This window comes from Pseudomonas sp. MC6 (genome assembly GCF_054790575.1).
In genome coordinates, this window is the sequence record NZ_CP186504.1 from 4,917,160 (window position 1) to 4,942,269 (window position 25,110).

The 25,110-nt window shown below is 57.9% G+C and carries 25 protein-coding genes, 2 tRNA genes, 1 rRNA gene and 2 pseudogenes; 17 read left to right on the top strand and 13 right to left on the bottom strand.

The window, feature by feature from the left end:
• Positions 1-26: 26 nt before the first annotated feature.
• The 5 genes and pseudogenes from ACOYXE_RS21870 to ACOYXE_RS21890 all read right to left on the bottom strand — a co-directional run bounded on the left by ACOYXE_RS21870 (position 27) and on the right by ACOYXE_RS21890 (position 4,840).
• Positions 27-102, bottom strand: a tRNA-Ala gene (locus ACOYXE_RS21870).
• Between the two features lie 10 nt (positions 103-112).
• Positions 113-189, bottom strand: a tRNA-Ile gene (locus ACOYXE_RS21875).
• A gap of 123 nt (positions 190-312) precedes the next feature.
• Positions 313-1,849: ribosomal RNA gene (locus ACOYXE_RS21880) — 16S ribosomal RNA — on the bottom strand.
• Positions 1,850-2,423: 574 nt separating this feature from the next.
• A pseudogene (locus tag ACOYXE_RS21885) lies at positions 2,424-3,645 on the bottom strand (CaiB/BaiF CoA transferase family protein).
• 13 nt (positions 3,646-3,658) lie between these two features.
• Entirely contained in the window at positions 3,659-4,840 is a 1,182-nt protein-coding gene (locus tag ACOYXE_RS21890) for an acyl-CoA dehydrogenase (RefSeq protein WP_007953903.1), read from the bottom strand.
• 158 nt (positions 4,841-4,998) lie between these two features.
• Between ACOYXE_RS21890 and ACOYXE_RS21895 the strand changes: the two genes are divergently transcribed.
• The 11 genes from ACOYXE_RS21895 to ACOYXE_RS21945 all read left to right on the top strand — a co-directional run bounded on the left by ACOYXE_RS21895 (position 4,999) and on the right by ACOYXE_RS21945 (position 15,136).
• On the top strand, positions 4,999-5,898 hold the full coding sequence (locus tag ACOYXE_RS21895; protein WP_460926610.1) for a LysR family transcriptional regulator: 900 nt from the start codon (positions 4,999-5,001) through the stop codon (positions 5,896-5,898).
• 434 nt (positions 5,899-6,332) lie between these two features.
• Positions 6,333-7,454: a Re/Si-specific NAD(P)(+) transhydrogenase subunit alpha gene (locus ACOYXE_RS21900; protein WP_160054579.1), complete on the top strand. Its 1,122-nt coding sequence runs from the start codon at positions 6,333-6,335 to the stop codon at positions 7,452-7,454.
• 15 nt (positions 7,455-7,469) lie between these two features.
• Positions 7,470-7,790 (top strand): NAD(P) transhydrogenase subunit alpha part 2, encoded by a 321-nt coding sequence (locus ACOYXE_RS21905; RefSeq protein ID WP_003187417.1) that lies wholly within the window; start codon positions 7,470-7,472, stop codon positions 7,788-7,790.
• A complete protein-coding gene (locus tag ACOYXE_RS21910; RefSeq protein ID WP_160054577.1) occupies positions 7,790-9,223 on the top strand; it encodes an NAD(P)(+) transhydrogenase (Re/Si-specific) subunit beta in 1,434 nt (477 codons plus the stop codon). The genes ACOYXE_RS21905 and ACOYXE_RS21910 overlap by 1 nt, the downstream gene beginning before the upstream one ends.
• A 215-nt stretch (positions 9,224-9,438) precedes the next feature.
• Positions 9,439-10,932 (top strand): acetyl-CoA hydrolase/transferase family protein, encoded by a 1,494-nt coding sequence (locus ACOYXE_RS21915; protein ID WP_123593397.1) that lies wholly within the window; start codon positions 9,439-9,441, stop codon positions 10,930-10,932.
• Between the two features lie 321 nt (positions 10,933-11,253).
• Positions 11,254-11,469 (top strand): DUF1127 domain-containing protein, encoded by a 216-nt coding sequence (locus ACOYXE_RS21920; RefSeq protein WP_007911656.1) that lies wholly within the window; start codon positions 11,254-11,256, stop codon positions 11,467-11,469.
• A gap of 257 nt (positions 11,470-11,726) precedes the next feature.
• Complete coding sequence (locus tag ACOYXE_RS21925; RefSeq protein WP_160054575.1) at positions 11,727-11,936, top strand: DUF1127 domain-containing protein; 210 nt, start codon at positions 11,727-11,729, stop codon at positions 11,934-11,936.
• Between the two features lie 135 nt (positions 11,937-12,071).
• Complete coding sequence (locus ACOYXE_RS21930) at positions 12,072-12,389, top strand: DUF2388 domain-containing protein (protein WP_007911658.1); 318 nt, start codon at positions 12,072-12,074, stop codon at positions 12,387-12,389.
• Between the two features lie 107 nt (positions 12,390-12,496).
• Positions 12,497-12,814: a DUF2388 domain-containing protein gene (locus ACOYXE_RS21935; protein WP_077575231.1), complete on the top strand. Its 318-nt coding sequence runs from the start codon at positions 12,497-12,499 to the stop codon at positions 12,812-12,814.
• A 43-nt stretch (positions 12,815-12,857) separates the two neighbouring features.
• A complete protein-coding gene (locus ACOYXE_RS21940; RefSeq protein ID WP_007911662.1) occupies positions 12,858-13,178 on the top strand; it encodes a DUF2388 domain-containing protein in 321 nt (106 codons plus the stop codon).
• Entirely contained in the window at positions 13,175-15,136 is a 1,962-nt protein-coding gene (locus ACOYXE_RS21945) for a DUF7844 domain-containing protein (protein ID WP_160054573.1), read from the top strand. The genes ACOYXE_RS21940 and ACOYXE_RS21945 overlap by 4 nt, the downstream gene beginning before the upstream one ends.
• 84 nt (positions 15,137-15,220) lie before the next feature.
• Here the strand turns inward: ACOYXE_RS21945 and ACOYXE_RS21950 are convergent, their stop codons facing one another.
• The 3 genes from ACOYXE_RS21950 to trpB all read right to left on the bottom strand — a co-directional run bounded on the left by ACOYXE_RS21950 (position 15,221) and on the right by trpB (position 17,843).
• Positions 15,221-15,676: an anti-virulence regulator CigR family protein gene (locus tag ACOYXE_RS21950; RefSeq protein WP_160054572.1), complete on the bottom strand. Its 456-nt coding sequence runs from the start codon at positions 15,674-15,676 to the stop codon at positions 15,221-15,223.
• Between the two features lie 122 nt (positions 15,677-15,798).
• Positions 15,799-16,611: a tryptophan synthase subunit alpha gene (trpA, locus tag ACOYXE_RS21955; RefSeq protein WP_460926615.1), complete on the bottom strand. Its 813-nt coding sequence runs from the start codon at positions 16,609-16,611 to the stop codon at positions 15,799-15,801.
• On the bottom strand, positions 16,611-17,843 hold the full coding sequence (gene trpB / locus ACOYXE_RS21960; protein WP_160054568.1) for a tryptophan synthase subunit beta: 1,233 nt from the start codon (positions 17,841-17,843) through the stop codon (positions 16,611-16,613). Before trpB ends, trpA begins: the two co-directional genes overlap by 1 nt.
• 114 nt (positions 17,844-17,957) lie before the next feature.
• Between trpB and ACOYXE_RS21965 the strand changes: the two are divergent.
• Positions 17,958-18,875 (top strand): annotated as a pseudogene (locus ACOYXE_RS21965) (LysR family transcriptional regulator).
• Here the strand turns inward: ACOYXE_RS21965 and ACOYXE_RS21970 are convergent.
• A complete protein-coding gene (locus tag ACOYXE_RS21970) occupies positions 18,848-19,174 on the bottom strand; it encodes an ElaB/YgaM/YqjD family protein (protein ID WP_007911686.1) in 327 nt (108 codons plus the stop codon). The pseudogene ACOYXE_RS21965 and the gene ACOYXE_RS21970 overlap by 28 nt on opposite strands.
• Before the next feature lie 157 nt (positions 19,175-19,331).
• Here ACOYXE_RS21970 and ACOYXE_RS21975 point away from each other — a divergent pair, with 157 nt between their 5' ends.
• Both ACOYXE_RS21975 and ACOYXE_RS21980 read left to right on the top strand, forming a co-directional pair.
• Positions 19,332-19,547 carry a dodecin gene (locus tag ACOYXE_RS21975; RefSeq protein WP_016985551.1) on the top strand — a complete coding sequence of 72 codons (216 nt, stop codon included), beginning with the start codon at positions 19,332-19,334 and terminating at the stop codon, positions 19,545-19,547.
• Between the two features lie 128 nt (positions 19,548-19,675).
• Complete coding sequence (locus tag ACOYXE_RS21980; RefSeq protein ID WP_160054564.1) at positions 19,676-19,900, top strand: DUF1161 domain-containing protein; 225 nt, start codon at positions 19,676-19,678, stop codon at positions 19,898-19,900.
• A 253-nt stretch (positions 19,901-20,153) separates the two neighbouring features.
• On the opposite strand, the gene ACOYXE_RS21985 is transcribed toward ACOYXE_RS21980, so the two are convergent.
• A complete protein-coding gene (locus ACOYXE_RS21985; protein WP_405122562.1) occupies positions 20,154-21,155 on the bottom strand; it encodes an LLM class flavin-dependent oxidoreductase in 1,002 nt (333 codons plus the stop codon).
• A gap of 242 nt (positions 21,156-21,397) precedes the next feature.
• Here ACOYXE_RS21985 and ACOYXE_RS21990 point away from each other — a divergent pair, with 242 nt between their 5' ends.
• Both ACOYXE_RS21990 and ACOYXE_RS21995 read left to right on the top strand, forming a co-directional pair.
• Positions 21,398-21,829 (top strand): OsmC family protein, encoded by a 432-nt coding sequence (locus ACOYXE_RS21990; protein ID WP_160054560.1) that lies wholly within the window; start codon positions 21,398-21,400, stop codon positions 21,827-21,829.
• A 247-nt stretch (positions 21,830-22,076) separates the two neighbouring features.
• A complete protein-coding gene (locus ACOYXE_RS21995) occupies positions 22,077-22,316 on the top strand; it encodes a DUF1161 domain-containing protein (protein ID WP_160054558.1) in 240 nt (79 codons plus the stop codon).
• Positions 22,317-22,322: 6 nt separating this feature from the next.
• Here ACOYXE_RS21995 and ACOYXE_RS22000 read toward each other — a convergent pair whose 3' ends face one another.
• Together ACOYXE_RS22000 and ACOYXE_RS22005 are read right to left on the bottom strand one after the other, a co-directional pair.
• Positions 22,323-22,742: a PA0061/PA0062 family lipoprotein gene (locus ACOYXE_RS22000; protein ID WP_160054556.1), complete on the bottom strand. Its 420-nt coding sequence runs from the start codon at positions 22,740-22,742 to the stop codon at positions 22,323-22,325.
• Between the two features lie 40 nt (positions 22,743-22,782).
• A complete protein-coding gene (locus ACOYXE_RS22005; RefSeq protein WP_460926617.1) occupies positions 22,783-23,205 on the bottom strand; it encodes a PA0061/PA0062 family lipoprotein in 423 nt (140 codons plus the stop codon).
• A 59-nt stretch (positions 23,206-23,264) separates the two neighbouring features.
• Here ACOYXE_RS22005 and ACOYXE_RS22010 point away from each other — a divergent pair, with 59 nt between their 5' ends.
• Positions 23,265-24,356 (top strand): aminopeptidase, encoded by a 1,092-nt coding sequence (locus ACOYXE_RS22010; RefSeq protein WP_160054554.1) that lies wholly within the window; start codon positions 23,265-23,267, stop codon positions 24,354-24,356.
• Positions 24,357-24,440: 84 nt separating this feature from the next.
• On the opposite strand, the gene ACOYXE_RS22015 is transcribed toward ACOYXE_RS22010, so the two are convergent.
• Positions 24,441-25,091 (bottom strand): HAD family hydrolase, encoded by a 651-nt coding sequence (locus tag ACOYXE_RS22015; protein WP_460926618.1) that lies wholly within the window; start codon positions 25,089-25,091, stop codon positions 24,441-24,443.
• Between the last annotated feature and the right edge of the window lie 19 nt (positions 25,092-25,110).

Below are 25,110 nucleotides of genomic sequence, written 5' to 3' on the forward strand. Positions count from 1 at the left end.
TTTCTAAGCTTTCAGAAGCAGTTATATGGTGGAGCCAAGCGGGATCGAACCGCTGACCTCCTGCGTGCAAGGCAGGCGCTCTCCCAGCTGAGCTATGGCCCCATAACAAAATTGGTGGGTCTGGGCAGATTCGAACTGCCGACCTCACCCTTATCAGGGGTGCGCTCTAACCAACTGAGCTACAGACCCAATTTCGAGCGCGTAACTGTTAGCTTGGAGCTATCAGCTTGGAGCTTAAAGCTGCTTCTATCGTCTTCTTCAATGAATCAAGCAATTCGTGTGGGAACTTATGGAGCAGCTGATGTCGTCGATTAAGGAGGTGATCCAGCCGCAGGTTCCCCTACGGCTACCTTGTTACGACTTCACCCCAGTCATGAATCACACCGTGGTAACCGTCCTCCCGAAGGTTAGACTAGCTACTTCTGGTGCAACCCACTCCCATGGTGTGACGGGCGGTGTGTACAAGGCCCGGGAACGTATTCACCGTGACATTCTGATTCACGATTACTAGCGATTCCGACTTCACGCAGTCGAGTTGCAGACTGCGATCCGGACTACGATCGGTTTTATGGGATTAGCTCCACCTCGCGGCTTGGCAACCCTTTGTACCGACCATTGTAGCACGTGTGTAGCCCAGGCCGTAAGGGCCATGATGACTTGACGTCATCCCCACCTTCCTCCGGTTTGTCACCGGCAGTCTCCTTAGAGTGCCCACCATAACGTGCTGGTAACTAAGGACAAGGGTTGCGCTCGTTACGGGACTTAACCCAACATCTCACGACACGAGCTGACGACAGCCATGCAGCACCTGTCTCAATGTTCCCGAAGGCACCAATCCATCTCTGGAAAGTTCATTGGATGTCAAGGCCTGGTAAGGTTCTTCGCGTTGCTTCGAATTAAACCACATGCTCCACCGCTTGTGCGGGCCCCCGTCAATTCATTTGAGTTTTAACCTTGCGGCCGTACTCCCCAGGCGGTCAACTTAATGCGTTAGCTGCGCCACTAAGAGCTCAAGGCTCCCAACGGCTAGTTGACATCGTTTACGGCGTGGACTACCAGGGTATCTAATCCTGTTTGCTCCCCACGCTTTCGCACCTCAGTGTCAGTATCAGTCCAGGTGGTCGCCTTCGCCACTGGTGTTCCTTCCTATATCTACGCATTTCACCGCTACACAGGAAATTCCACCACCCTCTACCATACTCTAGCTCGACAGTTTTGAATGCAGTTCCCAGGTTGAGCCCGGGGATTTCACATCCAACTTAACGAACCACCTACGCGCGCTTTACGCCCAGTAATTCCGATTAACGCTTGCACCCTCTGTATTACCGCGGCTGCTGGCACAGAGTTAGCCGGTGCTTATTCTGTCGGTAACGTCAAAATTGCAGAGTATTAATCTACAACCCTTCCTCCCAACTTAAAGTGCTTTACAATCCGAAGACCTTCTTCACACACGCGGCATGGCTGGATCAGGCTTTCGCCCATTGTCCAATATTCCCCACTGCTGCCTCCCGTAGGAGTCTGGACCGTGTCTCAGTTCCAGTGTGACTGATCATCCTCTCAGACCAGTTACGGATCGTCGCCTTGGTGAGCCATTACCTCACCAACTAGCTAATCCGACCTAGGCTCATCTGATAGCGCAAGGCCCGAAGGTCCCCTGCTTTCTCCCGTAGGACGTATGCGGTATTAGCGTTCCTTTCGAAACGTTGTCCCCCACTACCAGGCAGATTCCTAGGCATTACTCACCCGTCCGCCGCTGAATCCAGGAGCAAGCTCCTCTCATCCGCTCGACTTGCATGTGTTAGGCCTGCCGCCAGCGTTCAATCTGAGCCATGATCAAACTCTTCAGTTCAAACATCTTTGGGTTTTTAAGAAACCCTAAACTTGGCTCAGCAATCGTTGGTTACATCTTTGATTTCTCGCGGAGTAACTTGTGATGCTGATAATCTTGTTGACTATCAGTCTGACTCCACAAGCACCCACACGAATTGCTTGATTCAGTTGTTAAAGAGCGGTTGGTTAAGATCTTTCGTCTCAACCGAGGCGCGCATTCTACAGCAGCCTCATTTGCTGTCAAGTGATTATTTTCAGAAGTTTTCGAAGATTTCTTCAACAACTTCAACCACTTGCGCTTCCGATCTCTCGTCAGCGGGAGGCGAATTCTACAGCGTTACACGCTGCTGTCAACACCTCTTTTTCAACTTCCTTTTGACTTCGATGAACTGAAGCAACCTGCCGCCGAAACCTACATAACTCATTGATTCTCAAGGAGTTTTCCGTTTCGACTGCGCCGGAAGTGGGGCGAATTATAGACACCTGAAATCTGCCGTCAACCGTTAATTTCGCTTTTCTTTCAATCACTTGCAGATTGGTTAAAAATCGACCAGAAACCTCGATGTATAGCGAGAAAGCACGATCCCTTCTATTCAGAGCACCCCAGCCGCCTTCAATTCAGCCACCGCACCCGCCCCCAGGCCCAGCACACTCTGTAGAACCTCCAGCGTATGCTCACCCAATAAAGGAGGCGCTCGGCGATATTCAACCGGTGTCTGCGAAAGACGAATCGGGCTAGCCACTTGGGGCACCATTCCCGCCAATGCATGCGGCAACGCTATCGCCAGACCACGCGCCTTCACCTGCGGATCGTCAAACACCTGCGACAGATCATTGATCGGCCCACAAGGCACGCCCGCCTGCTCCAACTCGGCAACCCACTCGGCAGTCGTCTTGAATACCGTCGCCTGGCGAATCAGCGGAATCAACACCGCCCGATTCGCTACTCGCAGCTTATTAGTAGCAAACCGCGGATCGTCAGCCCACTGCGGCTGCCCGGCCACTTCGGCAAACTTGCGGAATTGCCCGTCATTACCCACGGTGAGAATGAAATCGCCGTCGGCCGTAGGAAAGTCCTGATAAGGCACGATGTTCGGATGCGCATTGCCCAGACGCTTCGGCGGGTTGCCCGTCGTCAGGTAATTCATCGCTTGGTTAGCCAGACACGCAACCTGCACATCCAGCAACGCCATATCGATGTGCTGACCACCACCGTCGTGATCGCGATGAGCCAGCGCCGCCAGAATCGCCACCGTCGAATACAGACCGGTGAGGATATCCGTCAACGCCACACCCACCTTCACCGGGCCGGCACCTTCATCACCCTCGGGACGACCGGTCAGGCTCATCAACCCTCCCAGCCCCTGAATCATGAAGTCATAGCCAGCACGCTTGGCATAAGGCCCGGTCTGGCTCGAACCCGGTAATCGAGCAATAGATCAGGTTCGGATTGATCGCCTTCAGCGACTCATAGTCCAGCCCATAAGCCGCCAGACCACCGACCTTGAAGTTCTCGATGAGGATGTCCGACTTGGCCGCCAACTCGCGCACCAGCTTCTGACCCTCAGGGCGGGTGAAGTCGATGGTCACCGATTGCTTGTTGCGGTTGGCCGACAGGTAATAAGCCGCTTCCGAGGTGTTCTCACCATAAGCGTCTTTAAGGAAGGGCGGTCCCCAGGCACGAGTGTCGTCACCATTGCCCGGACGCTCGACCTTGATCACCTCAGCGCCAAGGTCGGCGAGGATCTGCCCGGCCCACGGCCCGGCCAACACGCGCGATAAATCCAGTACCCGCAGATGCGACAGCGCGCCCATGGTCGCTCTCCTATTAATAGAACGCTTGCAGGCCGGTTTGCGCACGCCCCAGGATCAGCGCGTGAACGTCGTGAGTCCCTTCATAGGTATTCACCACTTCCAGGTTGACCAGATGACGGGCCACACCGAACTCATCGGAGATACCGTTGCCGCCGAGCATGTCGCGCGCCATACGGGCGATGTCCAGCGACTTGCCGCAGGAGTTGCGCTTCATGATCGAAGTGATTTCGACCGCAGCGGTACCTTCGTCCTTCATGCGACCCAGACGCAGGCAGCCTTGCAGGGCCAGTGTGATTTCAGTCTGCATGTCCGCCAGCTTCTTCTGGATCAACTGAGTGGCGGCCAACGGGCGACCGAACTGCTGGCGATCCAGTGTGTATTGGCGGGCGGTGTGCCAGCAGAATTCGGCAGCGCCCAGTGCGCCCCAAGAGATGCCGTAGCGTGCAGAGTTGAGGCAGGTGAATGGACCTTTCAGACCACGCACGTCCGGGAAAATGTTCTCTTCCGGCACGAACACGTTATCCATGACGATCTCACCGGTGATCGACGCACGCAGGCCGACCTTGCCGTGAATCGCTGGAGCGCTGAGGCCTTTCCAGCCCTTCTCCAGTACGAAACCACGGATGTCGCCAGCATCGTCTTTGGCCCAGACCACGAACACATCGGCGATCGGGCTGTTGGTGATCCACATCTTCGCGCCGGTCAGGCTGTAGCCGCCGTCGACTTTACGTGCACGGGTAATCATCGCGCCCGGATCGGAACCGTGGTTTGGCTCGGTCAGGCCGAAGCAGCCGATCCACTCGCCGGAAGCCAGTTTCGGCAGGTATTTCTGTTTCTGTGCTTCGGTACCGAACTCGTTGATCGGCACCATGACCAAGGAGGACTGCACGCTCATCATCGAGCGGTAGCCGGAGTCGACACGCTCCACTTCGCGAGCAATCAGACCGTAGCTGACATAGTTCAGACCGCTGCCACCATATTGCTCAGGGATGGTCGCGCCCAACAGGCCGACTTCGCCCATCTCGCGGAAGATCGCCGGATCGGTTTTCTCATGACGGAAAGCTTCGAGAACACGCGGTGCGAGGCTCTGTTGAGCGAACTGCTCGGCGGTGTCGCGGATCATGCGCTCTTCTTCGGTGAGCTGTTGATCCAGCAGCAGGGGATCGATCCAGTTGAAGCTAGCTTTACCGCCCATGAGTGTGTCCTCGCAAATCGGGTGAATTAACGTGGCATTGATCCTAGGCGCGGTTCGCGGTCGCGGCAAACGAGGATTTCGCATTCTGTTGTGCTAATTTCTCACTCCGAAACGTCGTGAAATGCCTTTTATGCGGCGCATTAGTGAGGTTGATGTACATGCGCAGGAAGATCCCCAGCACCACAGCGCTGATCAGTTTCGAGGCCGCCGCGCGTCACGAGAGCTTTACCCGCGCCGCTGAAGAACTTTCCCTCACCCAGGGCGCCATTTGCCGACAGATCGCCAGCCTAGAGGAGTTCCTCAGCGTGGAACTGTTCCGACGCTCGCGACGTGGCGTGAAACTGACCGAGGCGGGACTTTCCTACAGCCGCCGCGTCGCCACGCAACTCGATGCGGTCGAGCGCGACACCCTCTCGGTGATGGGCCAGCAAGGCACCAACGTGATCGAACTGGCTGTGGTGCCAACCTTCGGCACGCAATGGCTGCTGCCACGGCTCAAGGATTTCCAGCTCAAACACCCGGAGGTCACCGTCAACCTGACCAATCGCACTCGCCCCTTCCTGTTTGCCGATACTGAGTTCGATGCCGCGATCTACTTCGGCGATGCCGACTGGTCCGGTACCGAATCCCACAGACTGATGGGCGAGAATCCGATGCCGGTGTGCAGCCCGGTCCTCCTCGGTGACAAGACACATCTCACAGCCGGAGCCATCGCCGAGCTGCCACTACTTCAGCAGACCACCCGCCCTTATGCCTGGCGCCAATGGTTCAACTCACAACACCTGAATATCCCCCGCGACATGACAGGTCCACGCTACGAGCTATTCTCCATGCTCGCCCAGGCCGCCATGCACGACATGGGCATTGCGCTGATTCCACCGTTCCTGATCCAGCGTGAACTGGCCGAAAAACGCTTGGTGATTGCCAACCCGCAGGCACTCTCCAGCATCAAGGCCTATTACCTGATGATTCCCGAACGAAAGGTCGAATCAGCGTCATTGAAGGCATTTCGTGACTGGTTGGTAACTCAGGCGCAGAGCTACAGCTTAGAAGGATAAAGGCTATCGGCGATATCTAACCCCGTAGTCAGGAAATAAAAAGCCCTACAGATATAAGTATTTGTCGCAATTGCACAGACTGTATCCGAAAGTCGTACAGACGTCCCACAAGCGCCTGACGACGTGGCTTTGAGCCTCCATCGGCGACGCATTGATGCCTATTCACGTCACCGATGAGAAATTTTTCCATAATCGGCCAGAATCCTTGCAAGGCACGGCCTGCAAGGGATTCAGCTGGCCATCTGCGACATTCGGTCACGGCATGACTTGTAGTTAATTTTCCGTCACCCGTCATAATCCCTTGAAGGGCATAAAGTTCGCCTGCAAAATGCCGCGCCCCGCCCTGATTTGGCGGGATCGTGCTGATCGGCCGCCCCAGTCGCACCATCCGTAGTGCATGGGTTTACTCAATAAGATCACGCAGGAGATTTGACGTGCACATTGGTGTTCCTCTCGAAACCCAGACCGGTGAAACACGGGTTGCTGCAACCCCGGAAACCATTAAAAAGCTGATCAGCCAAGGTCATAAGGTCACTGTGCAAACCGGCGCCGGCGTAAAAGCCAGTGTGGTCGACAGTGCCTATGAAGCGGCAGGCGCAACCATTGGCAGTGCCAATGACGCGTTTGGCGCCGAGCTGATTCTCAAAGTGGTCGCCCCGAGCGATGTCGAACTGACGCTGATCAAGCGCGGTACGGTGCTGGTGGGCATGCTCAACCCGTTCAACAACGAAACCATCGCGAAGATGGCCGAGTGCGGGATTACCGCATTCGCCCTTGAAGCGGCGCCGCGCACCTCGCGCGCGCAGAGTCTCGATGTGTTGTCGTCGCAGGCGAACATTGCCGGCTATAAGGCTGTGTTGCTGGCTGCTCACCACTACCCACGTTTTATGCCGATGCTGATGACCGCTGCGGGTACCGTGAAAGCGGCGCGTGTGCTGATTCTCGGCGCCGGTGTTGCCGGGTTGCAGGCGATCGCCACGGCGAAACGTCTGGGTGCGGTGATCGAAGCGTCCGACGTGCGTCCGGCGGTAAAAGAGCAGATCGAATCCCTCGGTGCGAAGTTCGTCGACGTGCCTTACGAGACCGATGAAGAGCGTGAATGCGCCGTCGGTGTCGGCGGTTACGCGCGGCCAATGCCGGCAAGCTGGATGCAGCGTCAGGCTCAGGCCGTACACGAACGCGCCAAGCAGGCCGACATCGTCATCACCACCGCGCTGATTCCGGGCCGCAAGGCACCGACGCTGTTGAGCGCGGACACCGTGGCGCAGATGAAACCGGGTTCGGTGGTCATCGACCTCGCAGCGGCTCAGGGCGGCAACTGCCCACTGACCGTGGCAGACCAAGTCGTCGTCGAGAATGGCGTGACCATCTGTGGCCCAACCAATCTGGCCGGTGAAGTCGCCGCAGACGCCTCGGCACTGTACGCACGCAACCTGCTGGACTTCCTCAAGCTGGTCTTCACCAAAGAAGGCCAGTTCGACGTCAACCTCGAAGACGACATCGTCGCCGCGTGCCTGATGTGCCGCGACGGCCAAGTCATCCGCAAAAACGCCTAAGCAGGGATTCAGACGATGGAAGAGCTTATCTCCCCCGGTATCTACAACCTGATCATCTTCGTGCTGGCGATTTATGTCGGCTACCACGTGGTCTGGAACGTTACACCTGCGCTGCACACGCCGTTGATGGCGGTAACCAACGCCATCTCGGCGATCGTGATCGTCGGCGCCATGCTCGCGGCCGCACTGACCGTTACCCCGCTGGGCAAAACCATGGGCACCCTCGCCGTGGCACTGGCGGCGGTCAACGTGTTCGGTGGCTTCCTGGTCACCCGCCGCATGCTTGAGATGTTCAAGAAGAAAGCCCCGAAAGTAAAAGAAGAGGCGCCGAAGTAATGAGCATGAATCTCGTCACGACGCTCTACCTGATCGCGTCGATCTGCTTTATCCAGGCCCTCAAAGGCCTGTCGCACCCGACCACCTCGCGGCGCGGCAACCTGTTCGGCATGCTCGGCATGGCGTTGGCGATCATCACCACCGTCGGCCTCATCTATAAGCTCGGTGCCGAGCTCGCGACTGCCGGTATCGGTTATGTCATCGTTGGCTTGTTGGTCGGCGGCACCGCCGGTTCGATCATGGCCAAACGCGTTGAAATGACCAAGATGCCGGAACTGGTCGCCTTCATGCACAGCATGATCGGCCTCGCGGCCGTGTTCATCGCCATCGCTGCGGTGGTTGAGCCGCAGTCATTGGGCATTGTTAAACAGCTGGGCGACTCGATCCCGACAGGCAACCGTCTGGAGCTGTTCCTCGGTGCGGCCATCGGTGCGATCACCTTCTCCGGTTCGGTGATTGCGTTCGGCAAGCTGTCGGGCAAGTACAAGTTCCGTCTGTTCCAGGGCGCACCGGTACAGTTCACCGGTCAGCACAAATTGAATGCAGTGCTGGGTCTGGCCACGCTGGCACTCGGCCTGACTTTCATGTTCACCGGCAACCTCACCGCGTTCGCACTGATGCTGGCGTTGGCGTTCGTGATGGGCGTGCTGATCATCATCCCGATTGGCGGTGCCGACATGCCGGTGGTGGTGTCGATGCTCAACAGCTATTCCGGCTGGGCGGCGGCAGGTATCGGATTCTCGCTGAACAACTCGATGCTGATCATTGCCGGTTCCCTGGTGGGTTCGAGCGGCGCGATCCTCTCGTACATCATGTGCAAGGCGATGAACCGTTCCTTCTTTAATGTACTGCTCGGCGGTTTCGGCAACACGGCCGACGCAGGTCCTGCCGGTGCGAAAGAAGCGCGTCCGGTGAAATCCGGTTCGGCTGACGACGCAACCTTCCTGCTGACCAACGCCGATACCGTGATCATCGTGCCGGGTTACGGCTTGGCGGTAGCCCGTGCACAGCACGCGCTGAAGGAACTGACCGAGAAGCTGACCCACCGTGGCGTGACCGTGAAGTACGCGATTCACCCGGTTGCCGGCCGTATGCCGGGGCACATGAACGTGCTGCTCGCCGAGGCCGAAGTGCCTTACGACCAGGTGTTCGAGATGGAAGACATCAACTCCGAGTTCGGCCAGGCCGACGTGGTGCTGGTGCTCGGCGCGAACGACGTGGTCAACCCGGCCGCGAAGAACGATCCGAAGTCGCCGATTGCCGGCATGCCGATTCTCGAAGCGTTCAAGGCCAAGACCATCATCGTCAACAAACGCTCGATGGCCAGCGGCTATGCCGGTCTGGACAACGAACTGTTCTACCTGGACAAGACCATGATGGTCTTCGGCGACGCGAAGAAAGTCATCGAAGACATGGTCAAAGCGGTCGAGTAACACCCCCGCTGCGATACCGAACGCCCCGACTCGTCGGGGCGTTTTTGCTTGCGCAACACGTCTGACAATTTGCCGCGTTGTTGCAGATCCAGTAACGGTGTTTTACTTGAAACCCGCTAAATAGACGCCTCGTTTGCGACCTTGGTAGCGGGACAGGCGCCCGTCAAATTCACTAGACTGCGCATCCTGCTACTCGTTGCCCGAGATAATAATCCATGTACCGTGACCGTATTCGCCTGCCTTCGTTGTTGGACAAAGTGATGAGCGCTGCCGACGCCGCCGCTCTGATTGAGGACGGCATGACCGTCGGCATGAGCGGTTTCACCCGCGCCGGCGAAGCCAAAGCCGTTCCCCACGCATTGGCCGAGCGCGCCAAGGTCACGCCGCTGAAGATCAGCCTGATGACTGGCGCCAGCCTGGGCAATGACCTCGACAAGCAATTGACCGAAGCCGGCGTACTGTCGCGACGCATGCCATTCCAGGTCGACAGCACCTTGCGCAAAGCGATCAACGCCGGGCAGGTGATGTTCATCGACCAGCATCTGTCGGAAACCGTAGAGCAGCTGCGCAACCAGCAACTGAAACTGCCGGACATCGCGGTCATCGAAGCCGTGGCCATCACCGAGCAAGGTCACATTGTGCCGACCACGTCGGTGGGCAACTCGGCAAGCTTCGCGATTTTCGCCAAACAGGTGATCGTCGAGATCAACCTGGCGCACAACGCCAACCTCGAAGGCCTGCACGACATCTATATCCCGACCTACCGCCCGACGCGCACGCCGATCCCGCTGGTAAAAGTCGACGACCGCATCGGCAGCACGGCGATTCCGATTCCGCCGGAGAAGATTGTCGCCATCGTCATCACCCAGCAGGCGGATTCGCCGTCCACCGTGTCGTCGCCGGACGTCGACACCAATGCCATCGCCGATCACCTGATCACCTTCTTCAAGCAGGAAGTCGACGCCGGGCGCATGACCAACAAGCTCGGCCCGTTGCAGGCGGGGATCGGCAACATCGCCAACGCGGTGATGTGTGGCCTGATCGATTCGCCGTTCGAAGATTTGACCATGTACTCCGAAGTGCTGCAGGACTCGACCTTCGACCTGATCGACGCCGGCAAGCTGAGTTTTGCGTCGGGCAGCTCGATCACGTTGTCGGAGCGCCGCAACAGCGACGTGTTCGGCAATCTGGAGAAGTACAAGGACAAACTGGTACTGCGTCCGCAGGAGATCTCCAACCACCCGGAAGTCGTGCGGCGCCTGGGCATCATCGGCATCAACACGGCGCTGGAGTTCGACATCTATGGCAACGTCAACTCCACCCACGTTTGCGGCACGCGAATGATGAACGGCATTGGCGGTTCCGGTGACTTCGCGCGTAACGCGCATCTGGCGGTGTTCGTGACCAAGTCGATCGCCAAGGGCGGCGCGATTTCCAGCGTGGTGCCGATGGTCAGCCACGTTGACCACACCGAGCATGACGTCGACATTCTGGTGACCGAGGTGGGGTTGGCGGACCTTCGCGGCCTGGCACCACGGGAGCGTGCGCGAGTGATCATCGATAACTGTGTTCACCCGGACTTCCGTCAGGCACTGAATGATTACTTCACGAAGGCCTGTGCAATTGGTGGTCACACCCCGCACATCCTGCGTGAAGCCTTGAGCTGGCACATGAATCTGGAAGAAACCGGACGCATGCTGGCGGTGTAGTTCACACAGATAAACCGCTGATGCAAACACAGTTTGCGTCAGCGGATTGTTCCAACCCTCAAGACTGACAAAAACTGTACTTCTGTACCGGTCTTTTCCTACAGCATTTACCTACCCTTTTCCTTGAATCGAGCAAAAACGCACCACTTGAGTGCGGACAGGTACAGTTTGCTCAAATTTGACCCGTACACCCCCTATAAACAGTTAACTGGTCACTCACAATACAGTTGAACTGTATCTAGAGAGACTAGGCAAACGAGAGGATCATGGGCACCAGTCAAACCACTACCTGATCCCGCCACAAGCGGAAGGATGTCAACCATGGAACGTACACTCAGTTCCGAACTGTTCTTCGAAGACAAAGCTGTAAACACCCAGGCTTCCCTGCCTCTGCGCGTTATCGCCAACCTGATGTTGTGGCAGCGCCGCATCTCCAGCCGCCATCAACTGGCTCGTCTGGATTCGCGTCTGCTGGCTGATGCCGGTATCAGCGAAGCACAACGCTACGAAGAGCTGAGCAAGCCGTTCTGGCGCTAAGTAGCGTCGCTGGCTCTGGTCGTTAGACCCACCGCCAGCAACCCGAATTGAACAAACAAAACCCGTCGCGGGAAACCGCGACGGGTTTTGTCGTTTCAGGTTCTCGAAAGTCTCAATACAGCTGTCTACTGCTCATACAGATACAGTTTTAATTTTTCTAAATCTTAACCAGTACAATTTAGCGCTAGTGTATCTGCATCTTTGTCTGTCACACGCTCAACATGACCTTCCGCCTTCACCGGTAAAAGGAATACGCCATGAAAGACTTACAGGATGTTTCAGAAACTTCGAGCCTGCTGGTTGCTCGCCCCAATGCTCTACGGCGCTTGTTTCGCAGCCTGTGGGAGTTCTTGGAGCGCGCCAGGACGCGGCGCTTGCTGTCCCAGCTCGACGGTCGGGATCTCGCCGATCTTGGCCTCAGCCACGCCGATCGCCTCCATGAGCTGGATAAACCCTTCTGGCGCTAGCACTCTGCCCACTGTGCGAATCCCGCAAAGCAGGCCTAATATCCACGCAGAACGTGGCGAATGCTGTGTCACTGGCGTCTGACTCCTCAGATACCGAGCCACCTCTCAATACGGTTTATCCACAGGAGTTACACCATGTCCCGTCTTCGTCTGCTCAGTGCCGCCGCCCTGCTGGCCGTGGCTGCCAACGCCAGCGCCACCAGCTTCATCGTGACCACCGACGCCGTTGTCGGCGCTCTGAAATCCTCTTCCGACGCCACCTCCGACGTCACGTCGTCGTTCCGTGATGACAAAATTGTCCTTGCCGCCCGTGACGACGCTGCCAGCTTCGTGGCCAGCGAAGGCGAAATCCGTGGCGTGAAACTGGAAAGCGCACTGGATCACATCCGTCATCAGGCGCCACAGCTGCAAGCTACTGACGCACAACTGGCGCAGGCCATCCTGACGATCTAAGCGCCAGGTACCAATCGGGACACGCCGGTCGTGTCCCGATGTTTCGGCGCTGGCTCTGGCCCGGGCATTGCGCTAGCCTTTGGGCTCACTAAAAATTACCGAGTCCGATGCGCTTTCTTCCAAATCTACTGATTCCCTCCGTATTGTTCACCGCCTGCTGGACGGCGCCGGTTAATGCCTTTGATGCTTTCAACGCATCGACCCAAGGCACCGTCGTCAGTGGTTACGCCACCAGCATGGTGTCTTCCGCACCTTTCGACCGTAAACTACTGCTCGCGGCCCACGATGATGCCGCCGCGTTTGTTGCCAGTGACGGTGAATGGCGAGGTGCTCGTCTGGAATCCGCGCTGCATTACTTGCGCAAAACCCGGCCGAAACTTCATGTCAGTGACCTTGAACTGGCAGAGGCAATTCTCGTCCAATAGTTATCCTGTTCCCCAGTTATCCTTGCCCCTCCGGAGTCGTTCCATGCGTAGCCCGCTGATTGCTGCCGCCCTTGGCCTGTTTTTGTTGGCCGATGTGGCCCAGGCGCACACCCTGGTAGCCACCAGTAACATCATCGTTCGTGCCTCCCAGCGCACCATCGATTTCACTTCCGACACCACCACGTCGATTCGCGACTCGAAAATCATCCGCGAAGCCCACGATGACGCTGCCAGTTTTGTCGCCACCAACGGCGATATCCGCGGCGCGCATCTGGAAGCAGCGCTGAACACCCTGCGCACTCGTGTGCCGGAAGCGCGTGACGCCAGCGATCAGGTTCTCGCCGAAGCCATCCTCGCACTGTGAAGTCAATCGGCGCCTGGCTGCTTGCCGGGGCGTTGTTGCTACTTGGCAACAGCGCCCACGCCGGCCTGCAATTGCGGCTCAAGACCGACGGTCTGAGCCCCGCCCAACAACAGGCCAGCCAGGCGCTGATCGATGAGGCGATGCAAAAGCTGCCGCCGAGTTTTATCGAGCGGCTGGATCGGCGTATCGATGTCGGCTGGACCGATGACATGCCCGGCAATGCCTATGGCCAGGCCACGCTGGTTTCCGAACTCGATCTGAATCGCAAACTGCTTGCGGGCCTCACCGATGGCAGCGCAGCCAAAGAAAAAACCAATCGCCCCCACGGCACTGTGCGCCAGGAACTGCTCGCCACGGTGCTGCATGAGATCACCCACATTTACGATCGTGCGCGCTTGTGGCCGGACGCCGAGCGCACGCTGATCCAGCGCTGCACCCGACGTTTCAACAGCGCCGGGCTGATCGGCATTCCCGACGAATGCCGTGGCCAGAATGGCCGGCGCTTCACCCTCAGCGATGATCCGCGCCTGCTCGACCTCGCTGGTTGGCAGCAATACGTCGGTCGTCGTGGTGAACGTGAACAACACAACCGGCAAATCGCTCGCAGCCCGGACCTGTACGAAATCTCCAGTCCCAAGGAGTTCGTCGCGGTCAACATGGAGTATTTCCTCCTCGACCCGAGCTACGCCTGCCGCCGCCCGGCGCTGTATCGCTATTACCAGCAACACTTCGGCTGGGCACCGCCGGCCAAAGATACCTGCAGCAAGACCTTCTCCTTCCTCAATGCTGGCAACGACTTCGCCAAACAGCCATTGGGGCAAGTTGATCCGGAACGGGTCTATGCCGTCGACTATCTGCTGGCCGAGGCCAATCAGAACTGGGTCAGCCGCTGGGGCCACAGCATGTTGCGTCTGGTGATTTGCGCACCCGGCCGTCCACGTGGCCCGGATTGCCGGCTCGATCTGGATCAGCATCTGGTGTTGTCCTACCGCGCCTTTGTCGGTGATGTACAGCTGTCGAGCTGGGACGGACTGGTCGGCAAATACCCGTCGCGCCTGTTCGTGTTGCCGCTCGCGCAGGTCATCGACGAATACACCAAGACCGAACTGCGCAGCCTCGCCTCAGTGCCGCTGAACCTGTCACGGGACGAGATCGAAGGCGTAGTCGAGCATGCGGCCGAAATGCACTGGAGCTACGACGGCAACTACTTCTTCCTCTCCAACAACTGTGCGGTGGAAGGCCTGAAGCTGTTGCGCAGCGGCAGTAACAACAACCAGTTCGTGGGTCTGGACAGCATCATGCCCAACGGTTTGCTGGAGGTGATGAAGGGCCGTGGCCTGGCGGACACCAGCGTGCTGGATGATCCGAAAGAAGCGTTGCGTCTGGGTTACCGCTTCGACTCGTTCCGCGATCGCTATCAGGCGATGTTCGATGTGCTGAAGAAGCAATTGCCGATCAAGCAGAACACCGTTGAAGAATGGCTTTCGCTGACAGCCGAAGAACGCCGTGAGTGGTTCGAGCGCGCCGACTTGCGCACCAGCGCCGCACTGCTGCTGTTGGAGCAGGCCAGTTATCGGCGCCAGTTGCTGCTGGCACAAGACGAGGTCAAGCAGCGTTACCTCGGTGCGCGCGAGCTGGAAAACGGCGGCATGGACAAGGCCAACGCGACGTTGCAGGAGATTCTCGCCAACAGCGGATTCCTTAGTCGTCCGGCGGAATTGCTCGATTCCAAGGGTTACGGATTGCCACAGCCGACCGAGTTCACTCGACTCGAAGCGGAGAGCAGTCAGCGACAGAAGAAGCTGCTGGCCCTGTCGGGTGATCTGGACGCAGAAGTACGTAAGTTGCTGGAACCCAAGCGTGCTGCGGAGATTGCCGCCAGTGAGGAGAATGTGAAGCAGATCGGCGCGCATCTGCGCAAATTGCACAAAGCCTCTGGGGGCCTGGAACTGCCCTGAAGCAAAAGATCGCAGCCTGCGGCAGCTCCTACACAATCCCATGTAGGAGCTGCCGCAGGCTGCGATCTTTTGACTGACTAAGGATTAATACAAAACCCCGTCGAGAATCTCGTAAACGATCCCGGTACCCACCGCGATCAGCACGATATCGCCTCCCGCCCGACGCCATTCGTAGCCCGGATACACCGGCAAACGACCTAGCGCACGATTATCCAGACGCTCGCCGTAATACCCGTGCGGCAACGGCCGGCCACGCTCCAAATGAATGCCCGGAGGTGGCGGTGCACCGCGTACGAAGTAGCCATGATTGTCACGAATGGTCTGGCGCACCGGGCCGAAGTCGTGCGGCGGCGGACCACCACGGTGATCATTCTGTGGGCCACGGTGGTCGTCACCGTGATTGTCGCCGCGGTTATCGTGCTGGCCCTGCTGCGGGCCGCCGTGGTCGTGATCGTCGCGCTGATCAGCGCTGGCCAGCAGCGGCGTCGCGCTGATCATCAGCACGCCCAGTCCGACCATCAGACGTTTCGGCATTTTCATCGGGTATTTCCTCACGGCACAAACAGCAAAAAAGGCTTCAGAACGATGTTCTGAAGCCCTCGGTCTTGCTCATTTAGTCTGTGCCGCGAAGCGCTAATTCCTCTGTATCAGGAACTTTACCTTCAACTGACGCGGGCCTTACGCACGCCTTCGGAGAGTGCCGAGCACAGGCTCAGTACACCGTCGATGGCCTGGGCTGGCGTCGTTGCGTTGGCGATGTGATCGATCAACGCCGAACCCACCACAACACCATCTGCCAGACGAGCAATGGCCGCTGCTTGCTCTGGGGTGCGGATACCGAAACCAATGCTGATCGGCAGATCGGTATGACGACGCAGACGGGTCACCGCCTCTTCGACGTGCTCCAGCGTTGCTGCACCGGCACCGGTCACACCGGCCACCGACACGTAGTAAACGAAACCGGAGCTGCCATTGAGCACTTTCGGCAGACGCGCATCGTCTGTGGTCGGCGTGGTCAGACGGATAAAGTCCAGACCGGCAGCCTGTGCCGGGTCGCACAGCTCGGCGTTATGCTCAGGCGGCATGTCGACCACGATAAGGCCATCGACACCAGCCTCTTTCGCATCAGCGATGAAGCGCTCGACGCCATACATGTGAATCGGGTTGAAATAGCCCATCAACACCAGCGGCGTGTCGCTGTTGCCTTCACGGAACTCACGAACCATTTGCAGGGTTTTCAGCAGGTTCTGTTTGGCGCCCAAGGCACGGATGTTCGCCAGTTGAATCGCCGGGCCGTCGGCCATCGGATCGGTGAACGGCATGCCCAGCTCGATCACGTCGGCGCCGGTACCCGGCAAGCCCTTGAGGATCGCCAGCGAGGTGTCGTAGTCCGGATCACCAGCGGTGACGAAGGTCACCAGCGCAGCGCGGTTCTGTTCCTTGAGGTCGGCAAAGCGGGTTTGCAGGCGGCTCATCAGTGTTTCTCCTGCTGGGACTGTTCCATATGGTGCATGACGGTCTGCATGTCTTTGTCGCCACGGCCGGAGAGGTTGACCACCATCAGGTGATCCTTCGGCAGCTTCGGTGCACGCTTGAACACTTCAGCTAGGGCGTGGGCGCTTTCCAGGGCAGGAATGATCCCTTCCAGGCGGCAGCATTTGTGGAATGCATCCAGAGCTTCGTCGTCGGTCACCGAGGTGTACTGAACGCGGCCGATGTCATGCAACCACGCGTGTTCAGGACCAATGCCTGGGTAATCGAGGCCGGCGGAAATCGAGTGAGCGTCGATGATCTGGCCGTCGTCGTCCTGCAGCAGGAAGGTACGGTTGCCGTGCAACACACCCGGGACGCCGCCATTGAGGCTCGCCGCGTGCTTGCCGGTTTCAATGCCGTAACCGGCGGCTTCAACACCGATGATTTCGACGCTTTTGTCGTCAAGGAACGGGTGAAACAGGCCCATCGCGTTGGAACCGCCACCGATGCACGCCACCAGACTGTCCGGCAGACGGCCTTCCTGCGCTTGCAACTGGTCGCGGGTTTCCTTGCCGATGACGGCCTGGAAGTCGCGAACCATCGCTGGATAAGGATGCGGGCCGGCAACGGTGCCGATCAGGTAAAAGGTGCTGTCGACGTTGGTTACCCAGTCACGCAGGGCTTCGTTCATCGCGTCTTTCAGAGTGCCGGTGCCGGCAACCACCGGAATCACTTCAGCGCCGAGCAGCTTCATGCGGAATACGTTGGCCTGCTGACGTTCGATGTCAGTGGTACCCATGTAGATCACGCAATCCAGACCGAAACGTGCGGCGACGGTGGCAGTGGCCACGCCGTGCATGCCGGCGCCGGTCTCGGCGATGATGCGTTTTTTGCCCATGCGCCGCGCCAACAGGATCTGGCCGATGCAGTTGTTGATCTTGTGCGCGCCGGTGTGGTTCAGCTCTTCGCGCTTGAGATAAATCTTCGCGCCGCCGCAGAACTCGGTCAGGCGTTCGGCGAAATACAGCGGGCTCGGACGTCCGACGTAGTCGCGCTGGAAGTAGGCCAATTCTTCTTTGAATGCCGGATCTTCCTTGGCCGTTTCGTATTCACGGGCCAGATCGAGGATCAACGGCATCAGGGTTTCCGCCACGTAGCGGCCACCGAACGAGCCGAACAGGCCGTTATCGTCCGGGCCGTTACGCAGATCAGAGGTGTTCGAAGTCTGGGTCATGAGTCGCTCCAGGTGAATTCGGGTCAAGAGACAATGACGACCACTCTACCCCTGACCTTCTAAGCTGAAAACCGATAAGATCGCCACAACCTGTCAGGAAAACTCACAGATACCATGAGCCATGATCTTCCTCCGCTGAACGCCTTGCGTGCGTTCGAAGCCACGGCCCGATTGAACAGCGTCAGTCAGGCCGCCGAACAGCTGCACGTCACCCATGGTGCGGTCAGCCGTCAGCTGAAAGTGCTCGAAGAACACTTGGGCGTCAGCTTGTTTGTTAAAGACGGGCGCGGCTTGAAACTCACAGATGCAGGCATGCGTCTGCGTGATGCCAGCGGCGAGGCTTTTGATCGGCTTCGCAGTGTTTGCGCTGAATTGACGCAAAGCATGGCGGATGCGCCGTTTGTACTCGGCTGCTCTGGAAGCCTGCTGGCGCGCTGGTTTATCCCGCGTTTGGGCCGATTGAATGCCGATCTTCCGGATTTGCGTTTGCATCTATCGGCGGGTGAAGGCGATCTCGATCCACGACGTCCGGGGCTGGATGCTTTGCTGCTGTTCGCCGAGCCGCCATGGCCGGCAGACATGCAGGTTTACGAATTGGCTGCAGAACGCATCGGCCCGGTCATGAGTCCACTGTTCAGCGGCTATCAACGCCTGCGAACGGCGCCAGCCTCAGCGCTGCTCAATGAACCGCTGCTGCACACAACTTCTCGCCCACAAGCTTGATCAAGCTGGGCACAGCAAAGCGACCTTGACGCAAAAGCGCTGAAGCTCGGGCAAGGTTTTGAGCATTTGTATTATTTGCTGGAGGCCGCAGTGGCCGGTCTCGGCGTGGCCATCGCGCCGGAGCCGCTGGTGACAGAAGACTTGAAAGCCGGTCGCCTGGTTGCGCCATGGGGTTTCTGTGAAACCCCGGCACAACTGGCGTTATGGCTACCCAAGCGCGCCGCAGACGGGCGCGCTCGGCAACTGGCGCAATGGCTCAAGAACGAGTTGCGCCAGAGCGATCACTCACCGCGCTTGAACAGCAAATAAGCCGCGAGCAGACCGATCGCACCGACGGCCACACCGGCCGTCGTCCATGGATGTTCCTGAGCGTAATCACGGGTGGCGATCCCGGTTTCGCGGGTTTTCACTTTGACTTCTTCATAGGCATCGCTGAGCAGGTGACGCGAATGTTTCAGCGCACTTTCGGCATTGCTTTTCAGCGCCTTGAGGGTCTTGCGCGACTCGTCCGAAGCGTCGTCCTTCAGGCTCTCCAACGACTTGAGCAGACTCTCGATCTCGGCTTCCATGCTTTGCAACGAGGCTTTACGTAAAGAGGTGTTGGCCATGGTGGCTCTCCTGCATTGGTGATGAGTGGCGTGTGTTGGTTGGGACTTCAGCGGTTTGAGAAAGTGCAGAAAATCTGAACTTCGTCTGCGCAAAGCCGCCGAAATCAACAGTGCAGATTCACTGCTAGTCTCAATTCCACACGCCAAGGAGATCGTTATGAGTGACCATCACACGTACAAAAAAGTCGAGCTGGTCGGTTCGTCGACCAGCAGCATTGAAGACGCCATCAACAACGCAATTGCTGAAGCCAACAAGACCATTCGCAACCTGGAATGGTTTGAAGTGACCGAAACCCGTGGTCACATCAAGGACGGCAAGGCAGCGCACTTTCAGGTGACGCTGAAAGTCGGCTTCAAGATTGCCAGCAGCTGAGTTTGGTCTAGTCTTCTGAACTTGCGCGCTGGCCGAGTGCCATAGGAATGGCAAAGCGCTACAGGGTGAGTGCATCGGGTGGATGACCTGATGCCCGCCTCTTTCAATCCGACCAGGGAGTGCGACCGATGAAGAAGTTCATTTTGGCAGTAGGTTTGTTGAGCCTTGCGGGTGGTGCGTTTGCTGCCGGTAAGCCTTGTGAAGAGCTGAAAAGCGAGATCGCGGCGAAGATTGATGCCAAGGGTGCTTCCGGGTATTCGCTGGAGATTGTCGACAAGGGCGCAGATGCTGGCGCCAAGGTCGTTGGCACCTGCGAAGGTGGCACCAAGGAAATCGTTTACAAACGCGGTTGATCGCGCCTGAAATACAAAAGCCGACGTGAATGCGTCGGCTTTTTTGTATCTGGGATTTTGGGGCTTTTGGTGTGTTTGAAATCGAACCCCCTCACCCCAGCCCTCTCCCCCTAGGGGCGAGGGGGAAAGGGAGCGGATCGGGGGGGCTGTTCAGATCCTGAGTACGACTCGTTATTTCAGGTCGATGTATCTCGAACATATAACCCGGTCAGTCCCCTCTCCCTCTGGGAGAGGGCTAGGGTGAGGGTGCCTTTCAGCCCTTCATTATTTGCGCCAACAACTCGTACGAATACACACGATCAGCGTGCTCGTAGAGATCACTGGTGAAAATCAGCTCATCCGCCTGCGTCTGCTCAACCAGCACCTCCAGCTTGGCGCGGATCTTCTGCGGGCTGCCGACCATCGCCAGTCCCAGGAAATCACCGACGGCTTCACGCTCATGCGGCAACCACAGCCCGTCCATGGTTGTCACTGGTGGACGCTGCACCAGGCTCTGCCCACGCATCAACGCCAGAATGCGCTGATACACCGACGTCGCCAGGTAGTCCGCCTGCTCGTCGGTATCCGCCGCCACCAGCGGCACACCGAGCATCACATACGGCTTGTCGAGCACCGCCGAAGGCTTGAAGTGATTGCGATAAACGCGGATCGCCTCGTGCATGAAACGCGGGGCGAAATGCGAGGCGAAGGCGTAAGGCAAGCCGCGCTCACCGGCCAGTTGAGCACTGAACAGGCTGGAACCCAGCAACCAGATCGGCACATTGGTGCCGGTGCCCGGCATCGCGATCACACGCTGATCCGGGGTACGCGGGCCGAGGTAGCGCACCAGTTCGGCGACGTCTTCGGGGAAATCATCGGCACTGCCGGAGCGCTCACGGCGCAGCGCCCGAGCAGTCATCTGATCGGAACCGGGCGCGCGGCCCAGACCGAGATCAATCCGACCCGGATACAGGCTTTCCAAGGTGCCGAACTGCTCAGCGATCACCAGCGGCGCATGATTGGGCAGCATCACGCCGCCGGAGCCGACACGTATGGTCGACGTACCGCCAGCCAGATAGCCCAGCAAAACCGATGTCGCGGAACTGGCGATGCCGTCCATGTTGTGATGTTCGGCCACCCAGAATCGCGTGTAGCCGAATTTCTCGACGTGCTGTGCCAGATCCAGCGAATTGCGCAGCGATTGCGCCGGGCTGCCGTTTTCGCGCACCGGTACCAGATCGAGGGTGGAAAATTTTACGTCGGACAGTTGTTTCATAAACCTGCGTCTCCGAGTGGGGAGGCAGGTTTTTCTTGCGAACGAAAACCTGCCAAATCCATAAGCGTGTTTTGTGCAATGAGGGCATATACCCGAGTTTCAATAGCGGTGATGAAATTTCCTACTAAAAAAGTCAACGATTCAGCCGGGCTGAACTTTGCTGCGGCGTCTATCCTCAGAAGCCTTGCAAGTAAAAACCACGACGGCGCGGCGTTTCCGCGCCAGATCTTGAGGAGGCAGACATGGCTATCGTGAAGAAAGCATCCGCACATTGGGCAGGCGATCTGAAAACCGGCATCGGCTCCATCTCCACCGAAACCGGTGTCCTCAGAGAAGCGCCGTACGGGTTCAAGGCCCGGTTTGAGGGCGGCAAAGGTACCAACCCGGAGGAACTGATCGGCGCGGCGCATGCTGGCTGTTTTTCCATGGCGTTTTCGATGATTCTGGGCGATGCGGGGCTGAAGGCCGACAGCATTGATACTCAGGCGGAAGTGACCCTCGATCAGGTGGAGGGCGGGTTCGCGATCACGGCGGTGAAGCTGATCCTCAAGGCGAAGATCCCTGGAGCGACGCAGGAGCAGTTTGAAGAGCTGAGCAACAAGGCCAAGGAAGGGTGCCCGGTGTCGAAAGTGCTGAATGCGAAGATTACGCTTGAGGCTTCGCTGATTTCTTAAGGTTCGAATCAGGCGTTGGCTTTGCCGACGCCTTCGCGAGCAAGCTCGCTCCCACAATGAACGGGTCTAGCCAGAACCAATGTGGGAGCGAGCTTGCTCGCGAAGGCGATTTCACAATCAACCCGGAGTTTGAAACCGAAAACACAACTTGTGAGCGAAGTCAGAACCCTCGCTGTAAAAGTATGGTCGAATCAATGACAGCAGCTTCAGCGCACGCCCGTGCGCGCTGCCTCAGGGAGCTTCACTCATGAAACGTATTGGCTTGGCGATTCTCTGCAGTGCACTGGCCACCTCGGTAATTGCGGCACCCAAAAACTGCGAAAAACTCAAGGAAGAGATCGAAGTCAAGATTCAGGCTAAAGCAGTGCCGTCCTACACACTGGAAATCGTAAGCAAAGAAGAGGCCGCAAAACATGACATCGCCATGGTGGTCGGTTCATGCGAGAACGGCACCAAAGCGATCATCTATCAGAAGAACGACAGCTGAGTCGCCTCAGATAATGCAGTTGTAGTCGTGATCCTCGGCGACAATCTCGCGCTTGGCGTTGTACAGCCGGGCACTTGGGGTGAACGCCAGCGAGCGGCCCTCCAGCGTGTAACGCTGGCCGGCCTCGAAATGGTCATAGCGGATGTACATGTAGCACAACCGCTCCACCGGCCCGGTCATCAGCGCGCCACCACCGCCAAACACTTCGAAATCAAACCGCACGCGCAATTCGTGGCTGCCCGGGGTGACCTGAAAGTAGCGCCCGTCATTCAGTCGCTGTTTGTCGAGGCGCTCGGCCATGAGCACTTTACCGCCGGGCGTCGGCGTCGAAAAATCGACCCAGGCCATGTGCGGATCGACCGGGGGCAATGGCGTCTGACAACCGGCCACAAGACTGGCAACGAGCAACAACAGCAACTGGCGCATGACGAATATCCACTGATCTGAATACTCAGCATAGCGCCGTTCAGGTTCGCTGACAGCCTGCCGGCGTGCCCTGGCCTACCACTTTGCGCTGCTCGTCATAGAGCTTGGCCCATGGCCGGAAGCCGATACTGCCGGCCTGTAACTGATAACGCTGGCCGGCATTGAAATCCTTGAATTTCACGCTCAACTGGCAATCGCGCCACAGCGGCTCAGCGTCGGGACCGATGTTGGTCGCCTCCACCGGAAACTGATAACGCACCTTCAATTCATGACTGCCGGGCTGCACTTCGAAGTAGCGTTTATCGGTGGTTGCCTGGGTATCGACCTGCAATGCTTGCAGCGCCGTATCCTGCTGCCGGGCATCGAGATCGATCCAGGCTTGCGAAGGGTCAGGATCGGGCATTCCGAATCCGGCACAACCGGCCAGCGTCAGCAGGCCTCCTGACAGCATCAACATGCGCATAGCGGTGCTCCTTAAGGCGGGATAGTCTTGCGGACAGACTCTCCGGGGGATTTCTTATTTTGATCAGGCCGTTTCCAAGCCTTGGGTTACTTGATCGCGTTTTTCGGGTTTTGTTTCCGGGTGTGTTGTTTTTGTTGCTCAACGGTTGCGCCAGCGTCAGCTATTACGCTCAGTTGGCCAGCGGCCAGCTGCAATTGCTGCGGGCGCGGGAGCCAGTGGAAAAGGTGATCAATGACCCGAGCCGCGACGAGACACTGCGCGCACATTTGGCGCAATCACAAAAAGCCCGCGCCTTTGCCAGCGAACATCTGCACCTGCCGGATAACGAGAGCTATCGCCTTTACGCCGACATCCATCGCCCGTACGTGGTGTGGAATGTGTTCGCCACTCAGGAGTTCTCCCTGACGCCACAGAACCATTGCTTCCCGATTGCCGGTTGTGTGGCCTATCGCGGTTACTACAGCCAGAGCGCGGCGCGGGGTGAAGCGGCGATCCAGCGTTTGCAGGGCATGGACGTTTCGATTGGCGGCGTTGAGGCCTATTCGACGCTGGGCTGGTTCAATGACCCGATCCTTAACTCGATGATGGGCTGGGGCGATGAGCGTCTGGCCACGCTGATTTTTCATGAGCTGGCGCATCAGCGCTTCTATGTAAAGGACGACACCGAGTTCAACGAGTCATTTGCCACGTTTGTCGAGCAGGAAGGCACGCGGCAGTGGCGAGCGTTTCGGGGGTTGCCGGCGGACACCGATTCACGGCTGAAACAACGCGATCAGTTTATTGAGTTGGTGCTCGATACCCGCTCACGGCTGGAGAAGCTTTATACACAGCCATTAGCGACCGAGCTGATGCGCGAACGTAAAGCGGCCGAGTTCGAGCAGTTTCGCCGCAAATACAGAATGATGAGGGACAGCCAGTGGGCCGGGGACAAGCGTTACGACGCCTGGGTGAACGCGCCGCTGAACAATGCGCGGTTGCTGCCGTTTGGTTTGTATGACCAGTGGGTGCCGGCGTTTGCGGCGTTGTTCAAAAAGGTCGGGGGGGATTGGATGAGGTTTTATGCTGAGGTGGAGGAACTTGGCAAATTGCCGGTGAGCGAGCGCAAGGCGGCACTCAAAGCGTTGGCAGACGCTCAGGCCTTCAGTGGCTAAAAAACCGTCATCGCGAGCAGGCTCACTCCTAAAGGGGAATGCGTTCCAAATGTAGGAGTGAGCCTGCTCGCGAAAGCAATTTGATCAGCGCTGCAAAAAGGCCTGATGCAACTCGTCCAAAGTTTCAAAGTGATAAGCCGGCGCCTCAGCGTTCAACTCTTCAAAACTGCCAAACCCATAACCCACTGCCGCCGCATCCAGCCCGTTACTGCGCGCGCCGATCAGGTCGTGCTTGCGATCACCGATCATCAGCGTATCCGCCGGATCCAGCCCTTCTTCCTTGATCAGATGCGCAATCAGCTCAACCTTGTTGGTCCGCGTGCCATCCAGCTCACTGCCGTAGATCACCTTGAAGTGCCGGGCAAAATCAAAATGCCGAGCAATCTCGCGGGCGAACTCCCATGGCTTCGAAGTCGCGATGTACAACTGCCGTCCTTGGCCACTCAGGGTTTCCAGCAACGGCGTAACACCCTCGAACACACGGTTTTCATACAGGCCAGTGACCTTGAAGCGCTCACGATAGAAATTCACCGCCTGCCACGCCTTGGCTTCATCAAAATCGTAGAACTGCATGAACGCCTGCAACAACGGCGGGCCGATAAAGTGTTCCAGTCTGGTCAGATCCGGCTCATCGATGCCGAGTTTGGCGAGGGCAAACTGAATGGAACGGGTGATGCCCTCACGTGGGTCGGTCAGGGTGCCATCGAGGTCGAACAGTACGGTTTGGTAATGCATGAAAATTCCTGGGCAGTCG